The 15,729-nt window shown below is 63.3% G+C and carries 15 protein-coding genes; 8 read left to right on the forward strand and 7 right to left on the reverse strand.

Translation table 11 applies throughout. The features are described from left to right. The first annotated feature begins 9 nt into the window (after positions 1–9). The gene (locus NKH29_RS05095) at positions 10–489 is read left to right on the forward strand and encodes a hypothetical protein (RefSeq protein WP_352480852.1); all 480 of its coding nucleotides are present in this window, start codon (positions 10–12) and stop codon (positions 487–489) included. Between the two features lie 58 nt (positions 490–547). On the opposite strand, the gene NKH29_RS05100 is transcribed toward NKH29_RS05095, so the two are convergent. Next, on the reverse strand, positions 548–2,074 hold the full coding sequence (locus NKH29_RS05100; RefSeq protein ID WP_352480851.1) for a sensor histidine kinase: 1,527 nt from the start codon (positions 2,072–2,074) through the stop codon (positions 548–550). Between the two features lie 146 nt (positions 2,075–2,220). Here NKH29_RS05100 and NKH29_RS05105 point away from each other — a divergent pair, with 146 nt between their 5' ends. After that, entirely contained in the window at positions 2,221–2,394 is a 174-nt protein-coding gene (locus NKH29_RS05105) for a hypothetical protein (protein ID WP_023720914.1), read from the forward strand. A gap of 59 nt (positions 2,395–2,453) precedes the next feature. Here the strand turns inward: NKH29_RS05105 and NKH29_RS05110 are convergent, their stop codons facing one another. Beyond that, positions 2,454–3,374: a diacylglycerol/lipid kinase family protein gene (locus tag NKH29_RS05110; RefSeq protein ID WP_352480850.1), complete on the reverse strand. Its 921-nt coding sequence runs from the start codon at positions 3,372–3,374 to the stop codon at positions 2,454–2,456. A gap of 252 nt (positions 3,375–3,626) precedes the next feature. Here NKH29_RS05110 and NKH29_RS05115 point away from each other — a divergent pair, with 252 nt between their 5' ends. Next, entirely contained in the window at positions 3,627–4,973 is a 1,347-nt protein-coding gene (locus NKH29_RS05115) for a PRC-barrel domain-containing protein (protein WP_352999144.1), read from the forward strand. Positions 4,974–5,024: 51 nt separating this feature from the next. Here NKH29_RS05115 and NKH29_RS05120 read toward each other — a convergent pair whose 3' ends face one another. Further along, the gene (locus NKH29_RS05120) at positions 5,025–6,593 is read right to left on the reverse strand and encodes an alkaline phosphatase family protein (RefSeq protein WP_023720911.1); all 1,569 of its coding nucleotides are present in this window, start codon (positions 6,591–6,593) and stop codon (positions 5,025–5,027) included. A 219-nt stretch (positions 6,594–6,812) separates the two neighbouring features. Here NKH29_RS05120 and NKH29_RS05125 point away from each other — a divergent pair, with 219 nt between their 5' ends. The 4 genes from NKH29_RS05125 to NKH29_RS05140 all read left to right on the forward strand — a co-directional run bounded on the left by NKH29_RS05125 (position 6,813) and on the right by NKH29_RS05140 (position 9,928). Continuing rightward, positions 6,813–7,745: a VOC family protein gene (locus NKH29_RS05125; protein ID WP_352999146.1), complete on the forward strand. Its 933-nt coding sequence runs from the start codon at positions 6,813–6,815 to the stop codon at positions 7,743–7,745. 10 nt (positions 7,746–7,755) lie between these two features. After that, positions 7,756–8,391 (forward strand): alpha/beta hydrolase, encoded by a 636-nt coding sequence (locus NKH29_RS05130; protein WP_352480848.1) that lies wholly within the window; start codon positions 7,756–7,758, stop codon positions 8,389–8,391. Further along, positions 8,384–8,683: a GNAT family N-acetyltransferase gene (locus NKH29_RS05135; protein WP_352476216.1), complete on the forward strand. Its 300-nt coding sequence runs from the start codon at positions 8,384–8,386 to the stop codon at positions 8,681–8,683. The genes NKH29_RS05130 and NKH29_RS05135 overlap by 8 nt, the downstream gene beginning before the upstream one ends. Before the next feature lie 186 nt (positions 8,684–8,869). After that, entirely contained in the window at positions 8,870–9,928 is a 1,059-nt protein-coding gene (locus NKH29_RS05140; RefSeq protein ID WP_352480847.1) for a dipeptidase, read from the forward strand. A gap of 88 nt (positions 9,929–10,016) precedes the next feature. Here the strand turns inward: NKH29_RS05140 and NKH29_RS05145 are convergent, their stop codons facing one another. The 4 genes from NKH29_RS05145 to NKH29_RS05160 are packed head-to-tail and all read right to left on the reverse strand — an operon-like array spanning position 10,017 to position 14,745. After that, positions 10,017–10,277 (reverse strand): hypothetical protein, encoded by a 261-nt coding sequence (locus NKH29_RS05145; RefSeq protein WP_023720906.1) that lies wholly within the window; start codon positions 10,275–10,277, stop codon positions 10,017–10,019. Between the two features lie 2 nt (positions 10,278–10,279). Then, positions 10,280–11,512 (reverse strand): aminomethyl transferase family protein, encoded by a 1,233-nt coding sequence (locus tag NKH29_RS05150; RefSeq protein ID WP_352480846.1) that lies wholly within the window; start codon positions 11,510–11,512, stop codon positions 10,280–10,282. Between the two features lie 52 nt (positions 11,513–11,564). Further along, on the reverse strand, positions 11,565–13,139 hold the full coding sequence (locus tag NKH29_RS05155) for a phytoene desaturase family protein (RefSeq protein WP_352480845.1): 1,575 nt from the start codon (positions 13,137–13,139) through the stop codon (positions 11,565–11,567). Next, entirely contained in the window at positions 13,126–14,745 is a 1,620-nt protein-coding gene (locus NKH29_RS05160) for a phytoene desaturase family protein (protein WP_352494202.1), read from the reverse strand. The genes NKH29_RS05155 and NKH29_RS05160 overlap by 14 nt, the downstream gene beginning before the upstream one ends. A 186-nt stretch (positions 14,746–14,931) precedes the next feature. Between NKH29_RS05160 and NKH29_RS05165 the strand changes: the two genes are divergently transcribed. Further along, entirely contained in the window at positions 14,932–15,726 is a 795-nt protein-coding gene (locus NKH29_RS05165) for a methyltransferase domain-containing protein (protein ID WP_352480844.1), read from the forward strand. Positions 15,727–15,729: the final 3 nt, after the last annotated feature.

Below are 15,729 nucleotides of genomic sequence, written 5' to 3' on the forward strand. Positions count from 1 at the left end.
TCTGCACGCATGGGAATGCTTGCATCGCTGATCTCGGGCCTCGCCTCGGGCGAAACCATTGCGGCGATACAACGCGCGCGCGTCGCTGCGATGGTCTATTCGGTCGCAGCACTCGCGGCGCTGTGCGGCCTCGGCTTCCTGGTCGGGGCGGCCTATATCTGGACGGCGGCCCGCTATGGGCCGGTGGCAGCGTCGCTGAGCTTCGGGATCGGCTTTCTGGCAATCGCCGGTCTCATCCTGCTCGTCTACCGGATGTCGGCCGGCTCGCGCGCCAGACGCCGGGCGAAGCGACGCAACGCTGACATGAAGGCGGTCGGCATCGCCGCTGCACTCGCCGTGCTGCCGGCGCTGCTCAAGGGCAAAGGTGGCGTGGCGAAGGGCGGATTGGGCGCCATTCTCGGCCCGGCGATAGCACTCGCAGCCTACGCCATCTACCGCGAGAACGTGAAGCCCGACTCCGACGATCCGGATACCGGCAAAGGGAAGTAGTTCGGAAGCGGATAGTTCGGCGCAAACGATTCTGGCGCCCGGTCGTAAAATCCTCGCGTCAAAAATCGTCGAGCGGCATCGATATTTCGGCGATTACGCCGTCGGGCCGGAATTCATGGGTCACCTCGCTGGAAATGACCTTGGCCAGGCTGCGGCGAATCAGGATCGAGCCGAAGCCATGGCGTTCGGGCGGCGCAACCCGCGGGCCGCCGCTTTCACGCCAAGCCAGCAACAGACGTCGTGCACCCTTCCTGCCTTGCACCTTCCAATCGAGATCGACCTTTCCGGAAGAAACCGAGAGCGCCCCATGTTGTAGTGCGTTACTTGCCAGTTCATGCAGGATCAGGCCGAGTCCGACTGCCTGGTCGGGTGAGAGCAGGACATCGGTGCCGGAGATCGCCATGCGCGATTGTCCAGCGGTTTGAAACGGCTTTACTTCGATCTCCACCAGCTCCCGGATGCCGATGCCGCGCCACTCGCGGTCCGACAGCAGGCTGTGCGCAACGCCCAGCGCCTGCAGCCTGGCGCTGAAAGCTTCAAGGAATTCGCTTGGCTGACGGGCATGGCGAACGGTCTGCGTCGCCAGCGCCTGTACGGTTGCCAAAGTGTTCTTGACGCGGTGATTGAGCTCGCGCAGCAACAGCCGTTGACGTTCGTCGCCAAGCTTGCGTTCGGTGATGTCGTAGTTGACGCCGAAGATCAGCGTCGGCTTGCCCTCGCCGTCGCGCTCTATGACGCGGCCGCGCGTTGCGATCCATCGCGGCGGATCGAGGCCTTTGACCCGGTATTCGCCAAAATAATCGTCGCTGCCGGTCAGCGCGTCGCGAAAGCGTGTTTCGGTCTGATGAACGTCGCGCGGGTCGATGGCGGTCAGGATGTCGCGCGCCCTCAGCCTGTTCGACTTGGGCAAGTTGAACAATTCGGACAGCAGGACATCGCAGTCGATCATGTCGCTGCGGATATCCCATGCCCAACTGGCGAGCGAAGCTGCATCGAGCGCAATAGCGCGCCGCTTTTCCTCTCGAGCCAGTGCGGCCTCGGCAATCGCTGCGCTGCGGGTTGCATCCTTCAGCGTGAACAGGCTCGCGGCGAGGCCAGCTAGCGCCGACAGTTGGTCGAGCTGGACAGAAGAGGGACGTGCGTGCGGCTTCCGGTCGAGCACGCAGAGCGTGCCGATCAGTGCGCCGTCGACTACGATCGGCACGCCGGCGTAAAAGCGGATATGATGTTCGCCGGTGACTAGCGGATTGGCTTTGAACCGCGGATCCGTCGCCGCGTCGGCCACCACCATCGGCACGTCGCCGGCTGCGATGGTATAGGCGCAGAACGATGTCTCGGTTGCGGTTTCGGTCTCGTTGAGGCCGATACAGGACTTGAACCACTGCCGCTCGGCATCGATCAGCGTGATCAGTGCGACAGGCATTTGCATCGCCGAAGCGGCAAGACCGCTGATACGGTCGAAATCAGGGTCGGCAGCCGTATCCAGCGCGTCGAGGCCGTGCAGCACGGCAAGGCGGTCCGCGGCGCCCACCACACGGCGAATATCGACCGGCAGGCCCGGCTTTGTCTGGCTATTGTCGTCCACTACGCCCCCAGTGGCCGGCCCCGCTGATTGATCAGGCCAACCGGCCCGTTTGCCGCCTTGTCGAGCCGGAACTTTCGCAGCGGGGAGCCGTTACCAGCCAATGCCCTGCTAGCTACGCCTGCCGGCGCCAAATATGGAGCCAGACCATGCCAAAAATCGTTCCTGAAAACAAAGCCCGTCAAGGGCGGCGGGGTCAGCATGTCCTTCGTATCCTGATCGCCGCGCTGTTGCTGGCTTTTATCGCCTGGGGCGTCGCCGAAATCTACGGCTGGATGATCGAGACGCCTAAGACCGAGCAGGGCAACACACCCAGCGGCTAGACTCTCTCCATCTCTCGTGCCAACCCGCATCACGCAACCCCACATCACGCTACCTCACGTCAGGCAACCTTTGCCTCGGCGGCGCGCGCCGGGACGAGAACATTCAACGCGCGCGGATGGATTTCGACGGTCGTCTCGCGATCGAGCTTTACCAGTTCGCCGTCCATGACGGCCTGAACTTTCCTGTTCGTCGAATGGATTTTCAAAACGGCGCGGTTTGCCTGATGGATTTCGACATGCTCGTTGCCGCGCCATTTCCCACGGGCGACGTCAAAGAGGAACCTGATCAATTCGCCGCGCCGCCGTGCCACGGTGACATAGATGCCCAGCACGCCGCCTGCCGGATCGTCGGCATAGGGCAGGTGGCCCTCGCCGAACAGATTGTTGGTGATGCCGATACCGGTGATCCGGGTTCTAATCTCGGCCTCACCGACCGTCAGCGTTACGTTCATCGCCGGTGGATTGTTGATCGTTGCCCAAGCGGCTCGCACCGAGGCACGCATCTTCCCCAGCCGCGAGCCGAATTCCATCTTCTGGCGCAGTTGCACCATCCTGGCGTGCATGCCGATCGAGAATTGATGCACGAAAGGCCGGCCGTTGGCTGTTGCAATGTCAATCGCCATCACCTCGCCGTCCGCAAACGATTTCAGTGCCGCATCGAGGGTCTGCGGAATACCGAGGCCGCGCGCAAAAAGGTTCATTGTGCCAGCCGGCAGAATTGCCAGCGCCTTCTCCCCGTTCATCAAACGGGCTGCCGCGGCCGAAATGGTGCCGTCGCCGCCGCCCGCCAGCACGACGTCGATGCCGCGCCTGGAAGCTACGCCGTCCAGCGTGGCGACGATATCCTTGCCGGCGACGATTTCGATATCGATCGAGTGGCCGGCAGTCTCAAGCGTGCCGCGCATCCGGCTGGCGAAGGCCTCAAGATCGATGGTGCGCAGGGTGCCCCCGTCCTTGTTCAGCACCGCTGCAAACCGCATGGCCGTTCCATTTTCCAGCACCTATCGGGCCGGGGCGGGGCCCCAGCCGGGAGTGGAACGGGGCGGCCGAGAAAATGTTCCGTTCGACCAGCGCGGCGAATCCGAGAACCATTGACATCGCACAGGGTGCACCGCGGCTTTTTTCGGAACAACAGTGTGGTCACAACGTTGTGAACATGCAGAAGACGCTGCGCCCGCAGTGACGCCAGGCGGGCAGGGCGTGCACGAAATCACCGACGAGGAGACACTAAGATGATCCGCACCCTTTTAACCACGACAGCAGTCGCAACATTGATTGCGACGGGTGCATTTGCGCAATCGGCGACGACCCCGGCGCCGGCGCAACCACCCGCCGCCCAGGATACCGCTCCGGCGATACGTGCCGAGGGCAGCCTTGCCACCAACATCATCGGCGAATCCGTCTATAATGGCACCGGCGACGATGCCCAGAATATCGGCAACATCAGCGACGTCGTCTTCGACGAGCGCGGCGAGGTAAAATCCGTCGTCATCGGCGTCGGCGGTTTTCTTGGCATAGGAACCAAGAACGTCGCTTTCGACTACAAAAAGATGCAATGGGCCGAAAGAAATGGCGACCGTTGGCTGATAGCGCAAACGACGAAGGATGAGTTGACGGCTCAGCCGGATTTCGACCGGAGGCCTTACGATCCGCCTCCGCCACCAGCTTCGGCGGATAATGCGGCGCCTGCCGCCCCTTCCACCAGCGCGCAAAATACAACCCCGGCGCCTGCCGCGCCGGCTGAGCCAGTGAAGCGCGCCGAGGGCAATCTCGCCACCAATATCATCGGCGAGACCGTCTATAACGGCACCGGCGACGACGCCCAAAACATCGGTGACGTGAACGACATCGTCATCAACAAGGAAGCCAAGGCGCAATCGCTGATCATCGGTGTCGGCGGCTTCCTCGGCATCGGCGAAAAGAACGTCGCCTATGATTTCGACAAGGCGCAGTGGGCCGAGAGGAACGGCGATCGCTGGCTGGTCGCGCAAACGACCAAGGAAGAGCTGCAGGCACAGCCGGACTTCAACCGCAAGGCCTATGATCCGGCCCCGGCAACCACTGCGTCGAACGATGCCGCGGCTACTGCGCCTGCCACCGTCACGCCTACCGTGACGGCCAGCAACACCGCGACGACCAGCAACACTGACCAAGCCAGTAAAACGGCTCAAAATGCCCCGGCGCCGGCGCCCACGGCTAATTCCGCGGCCGACCAGACCAAGACCGGCTCGATCGACAAGTCGACGCTGACTGAAATGCCGATAGGCGAAATCCGGGCCGAGGATCTGGTTGGAACAACCGTTTACGGCGCCAATGATGCCAATGTCGGCGAGATCGGCGACGTCGTGCTGAGCGGCGACAAGAAGGTCGACGCAGTCATCATCGACGTCGGCGGCTTCCTCGGCGTCGGCGAGAAGGAGGTGGCAGTCGGTACGGACAACCTGAAATTCATGACCGACAAGAACGGCAAGCGCTATCTCTACACGAACTTCACCAAGGAGCAGCTCGAGGCGCAGGCCGCCTATGACAAGGGCAGCTATGCGCAAAACCGCGACAAACAGCGCATGATCATGCGGTAAGCTGCATCTCAGTCGACAGGTAAGCCCGCGCCGGCAACGGCGCGGGCTTTCTCATGTCGACGCAAAAGGCAGGCCCGCGACATGGCCGGTAACGCCGTCATGCGTCAATTCGGCGAGCGCCAGCGACTGGTCGAGATGCTCGGCCCGCCAGGCAAGGAGCTTTTCGGCAAGTTCCAGCCGCGCCGGCCGATAGGCTGGGTCGTCCGCGACGCTGGTCACCTCGCCGGCGTCTTTCTCGAGGTCGAAGAGCAAGGGCGGCAGGCCACCGCCGAAATGCACATATTTGTACTTTTCCGTACGGATGACGGCGAGATTGCACTGGCGTTGACCGATGCCAAAATACCGTTCGGCATCACCATCCGCGATCGAGCGGAAATCGAACTCCCAATGGGCCGCGTCGCGCCAGGCGTCCGGCTCCGTCGCGTCCAGGAAAGGCGCCAGCGAGCGGCCGTCGAGATGCGGCAGCACTTCGCCGCCAGTGAGCTCGAGCAAGGTCGGCGCCAAATCCACCGCCTCGGTGAAGCGGTCGACGCTGCTGCCGACAGCCTTTCGGCGGCGCGGATCGCGAATGATCAGCGGAATATGGAAGCTGCCGTCGAAGAAGCCGCCCTTGCCCAGCATGAAATGGTCGCCCATCATCTCGGCGTGGTCGGAGGTCAGCACGATGACGGTGTCGTCCCATGCATCGGCCGCCTTGACTGCTTGCCAGACCCGGCCAAGCTGCGCATCGCTCTCCGAGATCATGCCGTAATAAAGCGCCCGAATGCGGCGAAAATTATCGTCGCCCCAGTCGCGCACCTTGCCCTCCGAGCCGGGCCGGAATTTCGACCGTTCCTGCCGGTCAAGTTCATAGGCGAGATAAGGGTGGCTTGCTGCTTCGGCCTGCCAGCTTTCGGCGCGGTCAAAAGCTGGACCGATGGCCAGATCGTACATGGCGTTGTAAGGCGCCGGCACGATGAAGGGTGGGTGAGGACTGATGAAGGAAAGGTGCGCGAACCACGGCGCATCGCGCTCCTGTTCGCCGAGCCAGCGGATAAATTCGCCGGCCAGGAAGGCCGACGGCGTTTCGTCCTTCGAATAGACGGGCGGGGCGTTGCTAACCCCGCCGTCGTTTTCCGGGATTTCACCCACCGGGAGATGGATGTCGGGGGAGCCGGCGCCGGCATCGACGCCGCGCGCCTTGAGCCATGACAGCCAAGGCTTCTGGTGCTCGGGCAGAAGCTGACGTACGGTGAAGCCGGGCAGCACGCCTTCATAGCTCTTCAGCTGCGGGTCGCCAGGCGCCAGCGTACGCGGATCGCGTGCCATATCAGTATAGCCGAACAGCGTCGGTTCATAGCCGAGGGCACGCGCCCGGAGCGCTATGTTGCCGTGGCGGGCGTCGAGCGGTGTGCCATTGCGGCAGACACGATTGTTCATCTGGTAGAGGCCGGTGTAGAGGCAGGCGCGAGCCGGCGAGCAAGGCGCGGCGCCGCCATAGTGCTTCTTGAAAAGAATGCCCTCTGCAGCCAACGCGTCGGCATTCGGCGTTCTTACCACCTTGTGGCCAGCAGCCGATAGGCAGTCGCCGCGCCACTGGTCGCAGGTGATCAGGAGAATGTTGGGGCGTTTTCCAATCAACCGCTATATCCTCATGCCGGCTACGTCGCTCATGGAGCGCAATTTCGGCGAATATGCAAGCCGGTCCAGTTTGCCGAATGGTGAACAAAACCTGTTTGATCGTTCACTTTAACAGCACAGTCCATTCTGTGTTTGCCATCTTTGCAGCCAGGAGCCGGATCCTCATATTTGCGTGGACAGCGGCAAGGGCCGCACCAGTACAAGGGAAGGAGCAGAAACATGCTCGACCAGGTCAAGGGCCTGCATCACGTCACCTCGATGGCCACCGACGCGCGCCAGAACAATGAATTCTTCACCGGGACGCTCGGCCTGCGGCGGGTCAAGAAAACCGTCAATTTCGACGCGCCCGACGTCTACCACCTCTATTACGGCGACGAGGTCGGCATGCCCGGCTCGGTGATGACCTATTTCCCCTTCCCCAACATCGGCAAGGGCCGCCATGGAGTCGGCGAAGTCGGCACAACCACTTACTCGGTGCCCGAGGGCACGCTCGGCTATTGGGAGAAACGGTTTGCCGAGCAAGGTGTCACAGGGCTTTCTCGCGAGGAGACGTTCGGCGAGAAGCGTCTTGCCTTCGCCGGTCCCGACGGCGACGGTTTTGCGCTGGTCGAGGACAGAGCGGACAGCCGAGCGCCCTGGGCCAAGGGTGGCATTCCCACTGACGAGGCGATCCGCGGCTTTCACTCAGTGTCGCTCAGGCTGAAAGATAGTGGCGCCACCGAAGAGCTGCTGAAATTCATGGGTTATGAGGAGGTCGACAAGTCCGGCAATGTCAGGCGGCTAACGGTGAAGAACGGCAACGGCGCCGATGTCGTCGATATCGAATCGCTGCCAGGGGCCGGCTTCGCCAATCTCGGCGCCGGCTCGGTCCACCATGTCGCCTTCGCCGTCGAGAACCGCGCCAAGCAGCTCGAAGTGCGCAAGGCGCTGCTCGATACCGGTTATCAGGTGACGCCGGTAATCGACCGCGACTATTTCTGGGCGATCTACTTCCGCACACCGGGCGGCGTGCTGTTCGAAGTCGCTACCAACGAGCCCGGCTTCGACCGCGACGAGGACACCGCCCATCTTGGTGAGGCGCTGAAGCTGCCGTCACAACACCAGCATTTGCGGCCCTATCTCGAGCAGCATCTGCAGAAACTGGAAGACTGAGGGCAACGTCGTGAGTAAGGATTCGTATATTCACAAGGTGCTGCCCGGTTCGCCTGATGGACCGCTGCTCTTCGTCTTCCATGGCACCGGCGGCGACGAGGCCCAGCTTCTGTCGCTTGGACGCGATCTTGTGCCGCAAGCGACGATCGTCGCTCCGCGCGGCGATGTTTCGGAACAAGACGCTGCACGCTTCTTTCGCCGCGCCGGCGAGGGCGTCTACGACATGGGCGACCTCACGCGAGCGACAGAGAAGATGGCCGGCTTCGTCAAGGCACATGTCGAGGCGGCAAAGCCATCTTCGGTGCTCGGCCTCGGTTACTCCAACGGCGCCAACATCCTGGCCTCGGTGCTGTTTGCCGAGCCGTCGCTGTTCGACGCAACGGTGCTGATGCATCCGCTGATCCCGTTCGAGCCGGAGGTCAAGGGCAGCCTTGGCGGCAGTCACATCCTGGTCACCGCCGGCAGGCGGGACCCGGTCTGTCCGCCTAATTTGACGGTGCGGCTCGAAGCCTATTTGCGCGCCGATGGCGCCGATGTCACAGTCGAGTGGCATGACGGCGGCCATGAGGTGCGGCCGAGCGAGATCGAGGCGGCGCGGCGGTTGTTCGCCGTGGCGCCGGACGAAAGGACCGCAAGCCATGTCTGACCTATTGCCGGAGATCGAACTGGAGGACCGCGGCTCGAAGGGCCGCTATCTCCTGCGTGGGCCGGGCGGCGCCGAGGCGGAGATGACTTTCACCAAGATCGGCGAGCACCAGATCATCATCGACCATACCGAAGTGCCGGATGCATTTCGCGGCCAGGGCGCGGGGCTTCGCCTGGTCACCCGTGCCGTCGAGGATGCGCGTGCGGCGGGCAAAACGATCATCCCGCTTTGCCCGTTCGCCAATGCCCAGTTCCGTCGCCATCCGGAATGGGCGGACGTGCTGAAGCGGTAAGAGACAGCCATCGATGAATGACAGGAGAAAGGGTGCGCGGCTTTACCGCGGGCCTCTTCGGCCATTGGAGGCGTACAAACACAGCGGCAACATGCGGGATTTGCGAAGAGCGCCCGTCTTGCCTAAGTATTGCCAACAAACCGGCTCGCCGTCTGCGGCCCGACCACTTCAACCGAATGGCCCTCCATGACCGAATCCGATCTCGTTCCCGTCTTCGACGGCCACAACGATACGCTGCTCAGGCTCTACCAGTCGAAGGATGCGGACGTCGAAAAGCTGTTCGTCGAGGGGACGCCGGGTGGCCATATCGACCTGCCGCGCGCGAAGAAAGGCGGATTTGCCGGCGGCATGTTCGCGATCTTCCCGCCGCCTGTCGAGAAATCCAAACGCGGCTCGGTGCCGCTGGCGCCGAGTGACAGCGAGCCCTTGCCGCCCGAGGTTCCGCGCGCCGATGCGCTCAACTCCACCATGGCGATGGCCTCGATCCTGTTCAGGCTGGAGCGGGCTTCGGCGCTCACCGTTTGCCGCAGCGCCGGCGACGTGAGGAAGGCGATGACGCAAGGCTCGATCGCGGCGGTGTTCCATATCGAAGGGGTCGAGGCGATCGATCCTGAGCTCACCCTGCTTGACGTCCTCCACGCAGCCGGCCTGCGTTCGCTCGGTATCGTCTGGAGCCGTCCCAATGCCTTCGGCCACGGCGTGCCGTTCCGTTTTCCGTCGTCGCCCGATACAGGGCCAGGGCTGACCGATGCCGGCAAGGCGCTGGTGAAAGCCTGCAACCAGCTGAAGATCATGATCGATCTTTCGCATCTCAACGAAAAAGGTTTTCGCGACGTCGTCGAAATCAGCGATGCACCGCTGGTCGCGACCCACTCCAACGTGCACGCGATTTGCGGCCATTCGCGCAACCTCACCGAATGGCAGCTCGGCGCAATCCGCGACTCGGGCGGCATGGTCGGGCTGAACTTCGCCACCGGGTTCCTGCGTGAGGACGGCAGGATGAACGCCGACACCAGCCTCGACATCATGGTGCGCCATGTCGATTCGCTGCTGCAGGCGCTGGGCGAAGACGGCGTTGGCCTCGGCTCGGATTTCGACGGCGCCATGATTCCTGCCGTGATCGGCGACGTTGCCGGCCTGCCGAAGCTGCTCGACGCGTTCGCAGCACGCGGCTTCGGGCGCGCGTTGATCGAGAAGATCGCCTATCGCAATTGGCTCAGTATGCTGGAAAAGACCATCGGCTAGGGCACCCAAAAGTACGCTCCGCTCCGGTTCTCGGAACCCACAATTTTCGACTCGGCCTGACCTGAATCTCAACACGCCCCAGGGCGAGTTATTCAAAACCTATGCGTTTAAGCCAGTCCTGGCCAATGCCGCGATCGCGGATGATCGGCAGCGGATCGGTCGAGTCCAGCCTCGCACAAATGCGGTAGACCTCCAGCGTTTCAGCGCTCATCTCGCCACGTTTGTAGAAGAACATGGCCGCTGCATAGCGGGTGCGGCCCGACCATTTTTCGCCGAGCGGCGTGTTGACCAGCTGCCACTGTTCGGCGGCTTCGGCGTCATCCTCATGACGTTCGGCTTCGTCGGACATGCTCAGAAATCCGCGGGCGGATTGGCGGTGCGGCGGTCGAGCCTGACGAACGGCCGCGCCACGATTTTGGCCCGCTTCATCAGCTTCTGGTACTGCAGTTCGCGCATGGCGTAGATCTCGACCCAGAGGTCGTCGACGATGGTCTCGCCGAACGGCCGCGTCAGCGAGGCGATGGCGATGTTGCGCTTGGCCATTGGCGACCACATGGCGGCGCTGACCAGCCCGACCTCCTGGCTTTTCCTGTGGTAGACGATCGCATGCTCGGCCGGGATATTGCCCTCGATCTGCAACCCGACCAGGACATGGCGAAGACGCTTCTTCGCCCGTGCGTGGAGTATTGCGCGGCGGCCGTTGAAATGACCCTTTTCCAAGTCGACCATGAAGCCGAGGCCGATCTCGTCCGGCATGCGCAGGCGATCGGCGCGGATGGCATGCTCGGCGGTGACGAAATCTGCATTGGCGACGATCAGCCCGGCTTCGAGCCGGGCGCGGTTCAATGCGGCGTAGCCGATGGCGCGGATGCCGCGCAGCTCGCCCGCCGTCATCAGCCGATCCCAGAGGCTGAGCGCCTTATCCGTTTGCACGAACAACTCGTAGCCGAGATCGCCGGTGAAGCCGGTGCGCGAGATGGTGATGGTGACGCCGTCATGCGGAAACTCGGCCAGGTCGAATATTTTCAGTTTTTCTATACCTGCAAAACCTGCATCGCGCAGCACGGCAAAGGAGGTCGGGCCTTGCAAGGCGAGGCCGGCGACGGTTTCGGTCTCTTCTTCAACCGCCACGTCGAAGCCAATGGCGCTGTCCAGAAGCCACGGCAGATGCCGCTCCTGCGAGCACAGCCGGAACCGTGTCGGCGATAGCCGAAACAACGTGCCGTCGTCGAGGACAAAGCCCTGATCGTCGCACCAGGCGGTGTAGTTGACGCGGCCGGGCTTCAGCCTAGTCACGTCGCGCAATGTCAGGCGGTCGAGGAAGGTCTCGGCATCCGGTCCCTCGATGCGGTACTTCGTCATCGGCGAGATGTCGAACAGAGCGGCCTGGCTGCGGATGGCGAAATATTCGAGATCCTCGTCCCATAGGGAATGTGGGGCGCGATAGCCGGCCCAATTGTACCAGTCGTTCGTCTTCGCCAGCGCATCAATGCGCGCCTGGAACGGCGTGTCGAGGCGCAAACTGCGGAAATGGGATTGTGCCGCGATGCGGGCATCGGATGGGCCAATGGGCTGATGGTTCATCACGGCGTTCTTTCGCCGTGGAGCACGGTCTTGGCTCGTTGCACCATGACAGCTACCCCCTCACCGTAATGATGCGCCTTGCGGCATTCAGGCCCGGCACGCCGGAGACCCCGCCGCCCGGATGCGAGCCGGCGCCTGCAAGGAACAGCCCGTCCACCGGCGTGTCGTAGCCGGACCAGCCGGAGATCGGCCGTGACATCAGCATCTGGTCGGCCTGCAGTTCGCCGTGGTGCCAGTGCCCACCCGGCATCCGGTAGCGCGCCTCGATGTCGGCCGGCGTCAGCAGGTCGGCATGGAGCACGCTGCCGCCGATTCCCGGCGCATAAGCCTCGAGTTCAGCCATCAAGACTTTGAGGAATTTCGGCTTGCCGACGCTCCAGCCCTCTTTCAAGGCATAGGGGGCGTATTGCACTACCGCGGACAGCACGCAGGCCCCCTCGGGCGCGAGCGAGGCGTCCGACAGCGAGGGCAGCGTGATCTCCATCACCGGTTCGGGTGAGAACTCGCCATATTTCGACGGGTTGAAGGCGCGCTCGACATGATCGGTCGAGGGCGCGATGACGAGACGGCCACGGTGGCCGGCGGCATCGACGCCGACGAATTGCGGTGGCTGGTCGAGCGCCAGATTGAGCTTCGCAGCATCGCCCTTCATGCGGATATTGCCGACCTTGCGGACGAAGCCGGTGTCGACTTCACGCGGGCCGACAAGGTCGACCATGGTCGTCGCCGGGTTGATGGCGGACACGACCGTTGTCGCGCGGATTTCCTCGCCGCTGTCGAGCAGCACGCCGACGGCGCGGCCCTTCTCGACGATAATCTTTGCCACCGGCGTCGCGGTGCGGATGGTCACGCCGGCCTGTTGCGCCGATGCGCGAATGGCGGCTATGACGGCGCCCATGCCGCCCTTCGGCAGCATCTGCGCGCCGGCGGAACCGCCGGTCTCGCCGGCCAGGCGGTAATAGAGACCGAGCAGCGAGGTCGGCGAGCGCGGGCCAAGATGGCTGCCGAGCGTAGCGTCGAAGGCAAGCAGGCCCTTCAGCCGGTCGTCGGCAAGCTGCTCGTCGAGCAGGTCGGCAACGTTCATCAACAGCACGCGCAGGAAATCGCGCATGTCCTCCTTGCCAAGCTTCTTCAGCGCCAGTCCGGTTTGGCCGAGCGCTGCCGTGTTGGCGAGCGACATGGCGCCGAGATCGGGCGGCCGGCGTGACAAGAACAGCTTCAGGATGCCGGCGTAGCGCAGCAGCTGTGCCCGCAACTCCTTCCAGGCGGACTGCTCGGCAGGACTGGTGCCGGTCAGCACCTCGCCATAGGCGCCATGCAGGAAAAGCGGCGGACCGCTTTTCGCCAGCACCACCGACGGCGCGAAGTCGCCGCGTGCGACCTGCAGCCCGTGCTTCTCCAGCTCCAATACCTTCACCACATCGGGGTGCAGCCGGTTCAGCAGATGGGCGATCGACGAAACACGAAATCCGGGCGCGAATTCCTCCGTGCGCGCGGCGCCGCCGACCTCGCCGGCGGCTTCCAGCACCAGCACCTTGCGGCCGCTCTTCGCCAGAACGGCGGCGGCGACGAGGCCATTATGGCCGCCGCCGATGACGACAACATCCCATTTGTCAGATGACGTCATGGGCCGGGCTCATATGCTGATTTGGCTTGGCGAGATCACGCAGGATCTCGGCGGCGGCATTGCGGCCCGGCGCGCCCATGACGCCGCCACCGGGATGGGTCGAGGAGCCGCAAATGTAGAGTCCATCGACCGGCGAGCGGTATTGTGCGTAGCCCGGCACGGGGCGGTTGAACAACAACTGGTCGAAGGTCAATTCACCCTGGAAGATATTGCCTTCGGTGAGGCCGACCTCGGCCTCGATCTCGCGCGGCGTGCGCACTTCCATGTGGACGATGCGGTCGCGGAAGCCCGGCGAATAGTCCGATATCTGCGCGATCACGCTTTCGGCAAAGCCGTCGCGGTCGGCGTCGGTCCAGCCGCGGCCGTCCACCTTCGGTGGCGCATATTGCACGAAGCAGCTCATGAAATGCTTGCCGGGTGGAGCCATGGTCGGGTCGAGCGTCGTCGGGATCACCATGTCGAGGAAAGGATCGGCCGACCAGCGCCCGGCCTTCCAGTCGTCATAGGCACGCTCCATGCGCTCGATCGAATCGGTGAAATGCATGTCGCCACAATAGACGGGCGAATCCTTCGGCAGCGCCGGGAATTCCGGCAGTGAATCGAGCGCGATGTTGACCTTGCCTGACGAGCCGCGGATCTTGAAATTCCTGACCCGGCGCAGGAAAATCTCGGGCAATTCCTTTTCCTCGACCAGCTTGAGGAAGGTGCGCTTCACGTCGGCGTTGGAAACCACGAGCTTGCCGTATATTTCCTCGCCGCCGGCCAGCACCACGCCATTGGCCTTGCCGCGCCGGATCAGCACATGGTCGACCTCGGCGCCGGTACGGATGGTGCCGCCCGAAGCCTGGAAGGATGCGGCGAGCGCCTCGGTGACCGCGCCCATGCCGCCGCGCGCATAGCCCCAGGCGCCGACCGAGCCGTCGACCTCGCCCATATAATGATGCAGCAGGACATAGGCGGTGCCGGGCGACATCGGCCCGAGCGCGGTGCCGATGATGCCGGACAAAGCGAAATTCGCCTTGATCACGTCGGTCTCGAAATATTCGTCGAGAAAGTCGGAGATCGACATGGTCCAGAAGCGCAGCGTCAGCGCCATTTCCTCCGCAGTGAGCCCCGTGAACTTCTTGCCGAGATAGAGCAGTTCGCCAAGGTCGCGCGGCCGCAGGCTGGTCGGGTCGGGCGCCGTGCGCATCAGCAGCGGCTGGATGAAGCGGCACTGCCGCGTCACGTCGCGGGCATAACGATCATAGGCCTCGGCATCGCGTTTGGAGAACCGCGCGAATTCGCGCCGGTGGGCATCGTGGTCGCGGTAGTTGGCGAGATAGTCGCCATCGCGGGTGAACACCGCGCCGCCCTCATAGGAGATCACCTGCAGGCCGAAGCGCGGCAGCTCGAGGTCGCGCATGATCTCCGGGCGGAACAGCGAGCAGACATAGGAGCAGTTGGAATAGAGGAAGCCGGGCGTCAGCTCGCGGCTGGTGGCGGCACCACCGACCCAGTCGTTCTTCTCGACGACCAGCACGTCGAGCCCGGCACGCTGCAGGTAGCAGGCATTGACCAGCCCGTTATGCCCGCCGCCGATGACGATCGCGTCCCAGCTCTTCACTTTGGCCCAGCCTTCATCGTGCCCGACCTTCTTTTCGTGTGATGCGCCCCCAATAAGCCGAATTTCGCACGAAGACGGTCATCCTGTCCAGCCATATTGAATGAATGTTCAACAAATGATGTTGCGTTTTCGTGTTTATGCGCTAGGCTTTGGCTCATTCGAGGATAGCCTTGGGACCAGGGTTTGATGATCGAAACGGCAGAGGCCGAACCGGAGTATGACGACACCGCCATCCGCTTCCTCGAGGCGCTGTGGGGCGACGGCTATTTGTCGCCGGGTGGGCCAGAAGAGGTCGACCGGGTCGTCGAAGGGCTGTCGCTTGCGGGCAAGACAGTCCTGGACATGGGCTGCGGTTCCGGCGGCATCACGCTGCATCTCATCGAGCGTCACCGCGCGGCCCACCTCACAGGCTTCGACGTCGAACGGCCCGTGATCGAGACGGCCAGGAAGCGGGCCGCTGCGCGCGGGCTCGCGCGTCGCGCCGATTTCATCCAGGCGGCGCCAGGACCGCTGCCTTTTGCCGACGGTGCCTTCGACGTCGTATTTTCCAAGGACGCGCTGCTGCACGTGGCGAACAAGGATGCATTGTTCGCCGAGATATTCCGCGTCCTGAAGCCTGGCGGCGTCTTTGCCGCGTCGAACTGGATGATCTCGCATGATGGCGAGCCGTCGCCCGAGATGAAGGCCTATGTCGCCGCTGAAGGCCTGTCCTTCGCCATGGCATCGCCGGCCCGCTATGTGCAGGCGATGCGCCAGGCCGGCTTTGCCGACATCACCGTGCGCGACCGCAATCCCTGGTATCGCGAGATCGCGGGGGAGGAGCTGAACCGCTTGAAGGGGCCGCTCTACCCGGTGGTCGCGGCTGCCGTCGGCGCGGCCTATGTCGACAAGAATATACGAACCTGGGAAGCCATGCAGAAGGTGCTTGACACAGGCGAGCACCGTCCCACTCATCTTCGCGGCCGAAAGCCGGTTGGCTAGCCG

This window comes from Mesorhizobium sp. M1295 (assembly GCF_040318135.1).
Lineage (GTDB): Bacteria > Pseudomonadota > Alphaproteobacteria > Rhizobiales > Rhizobiaceae > Mesorhizobium.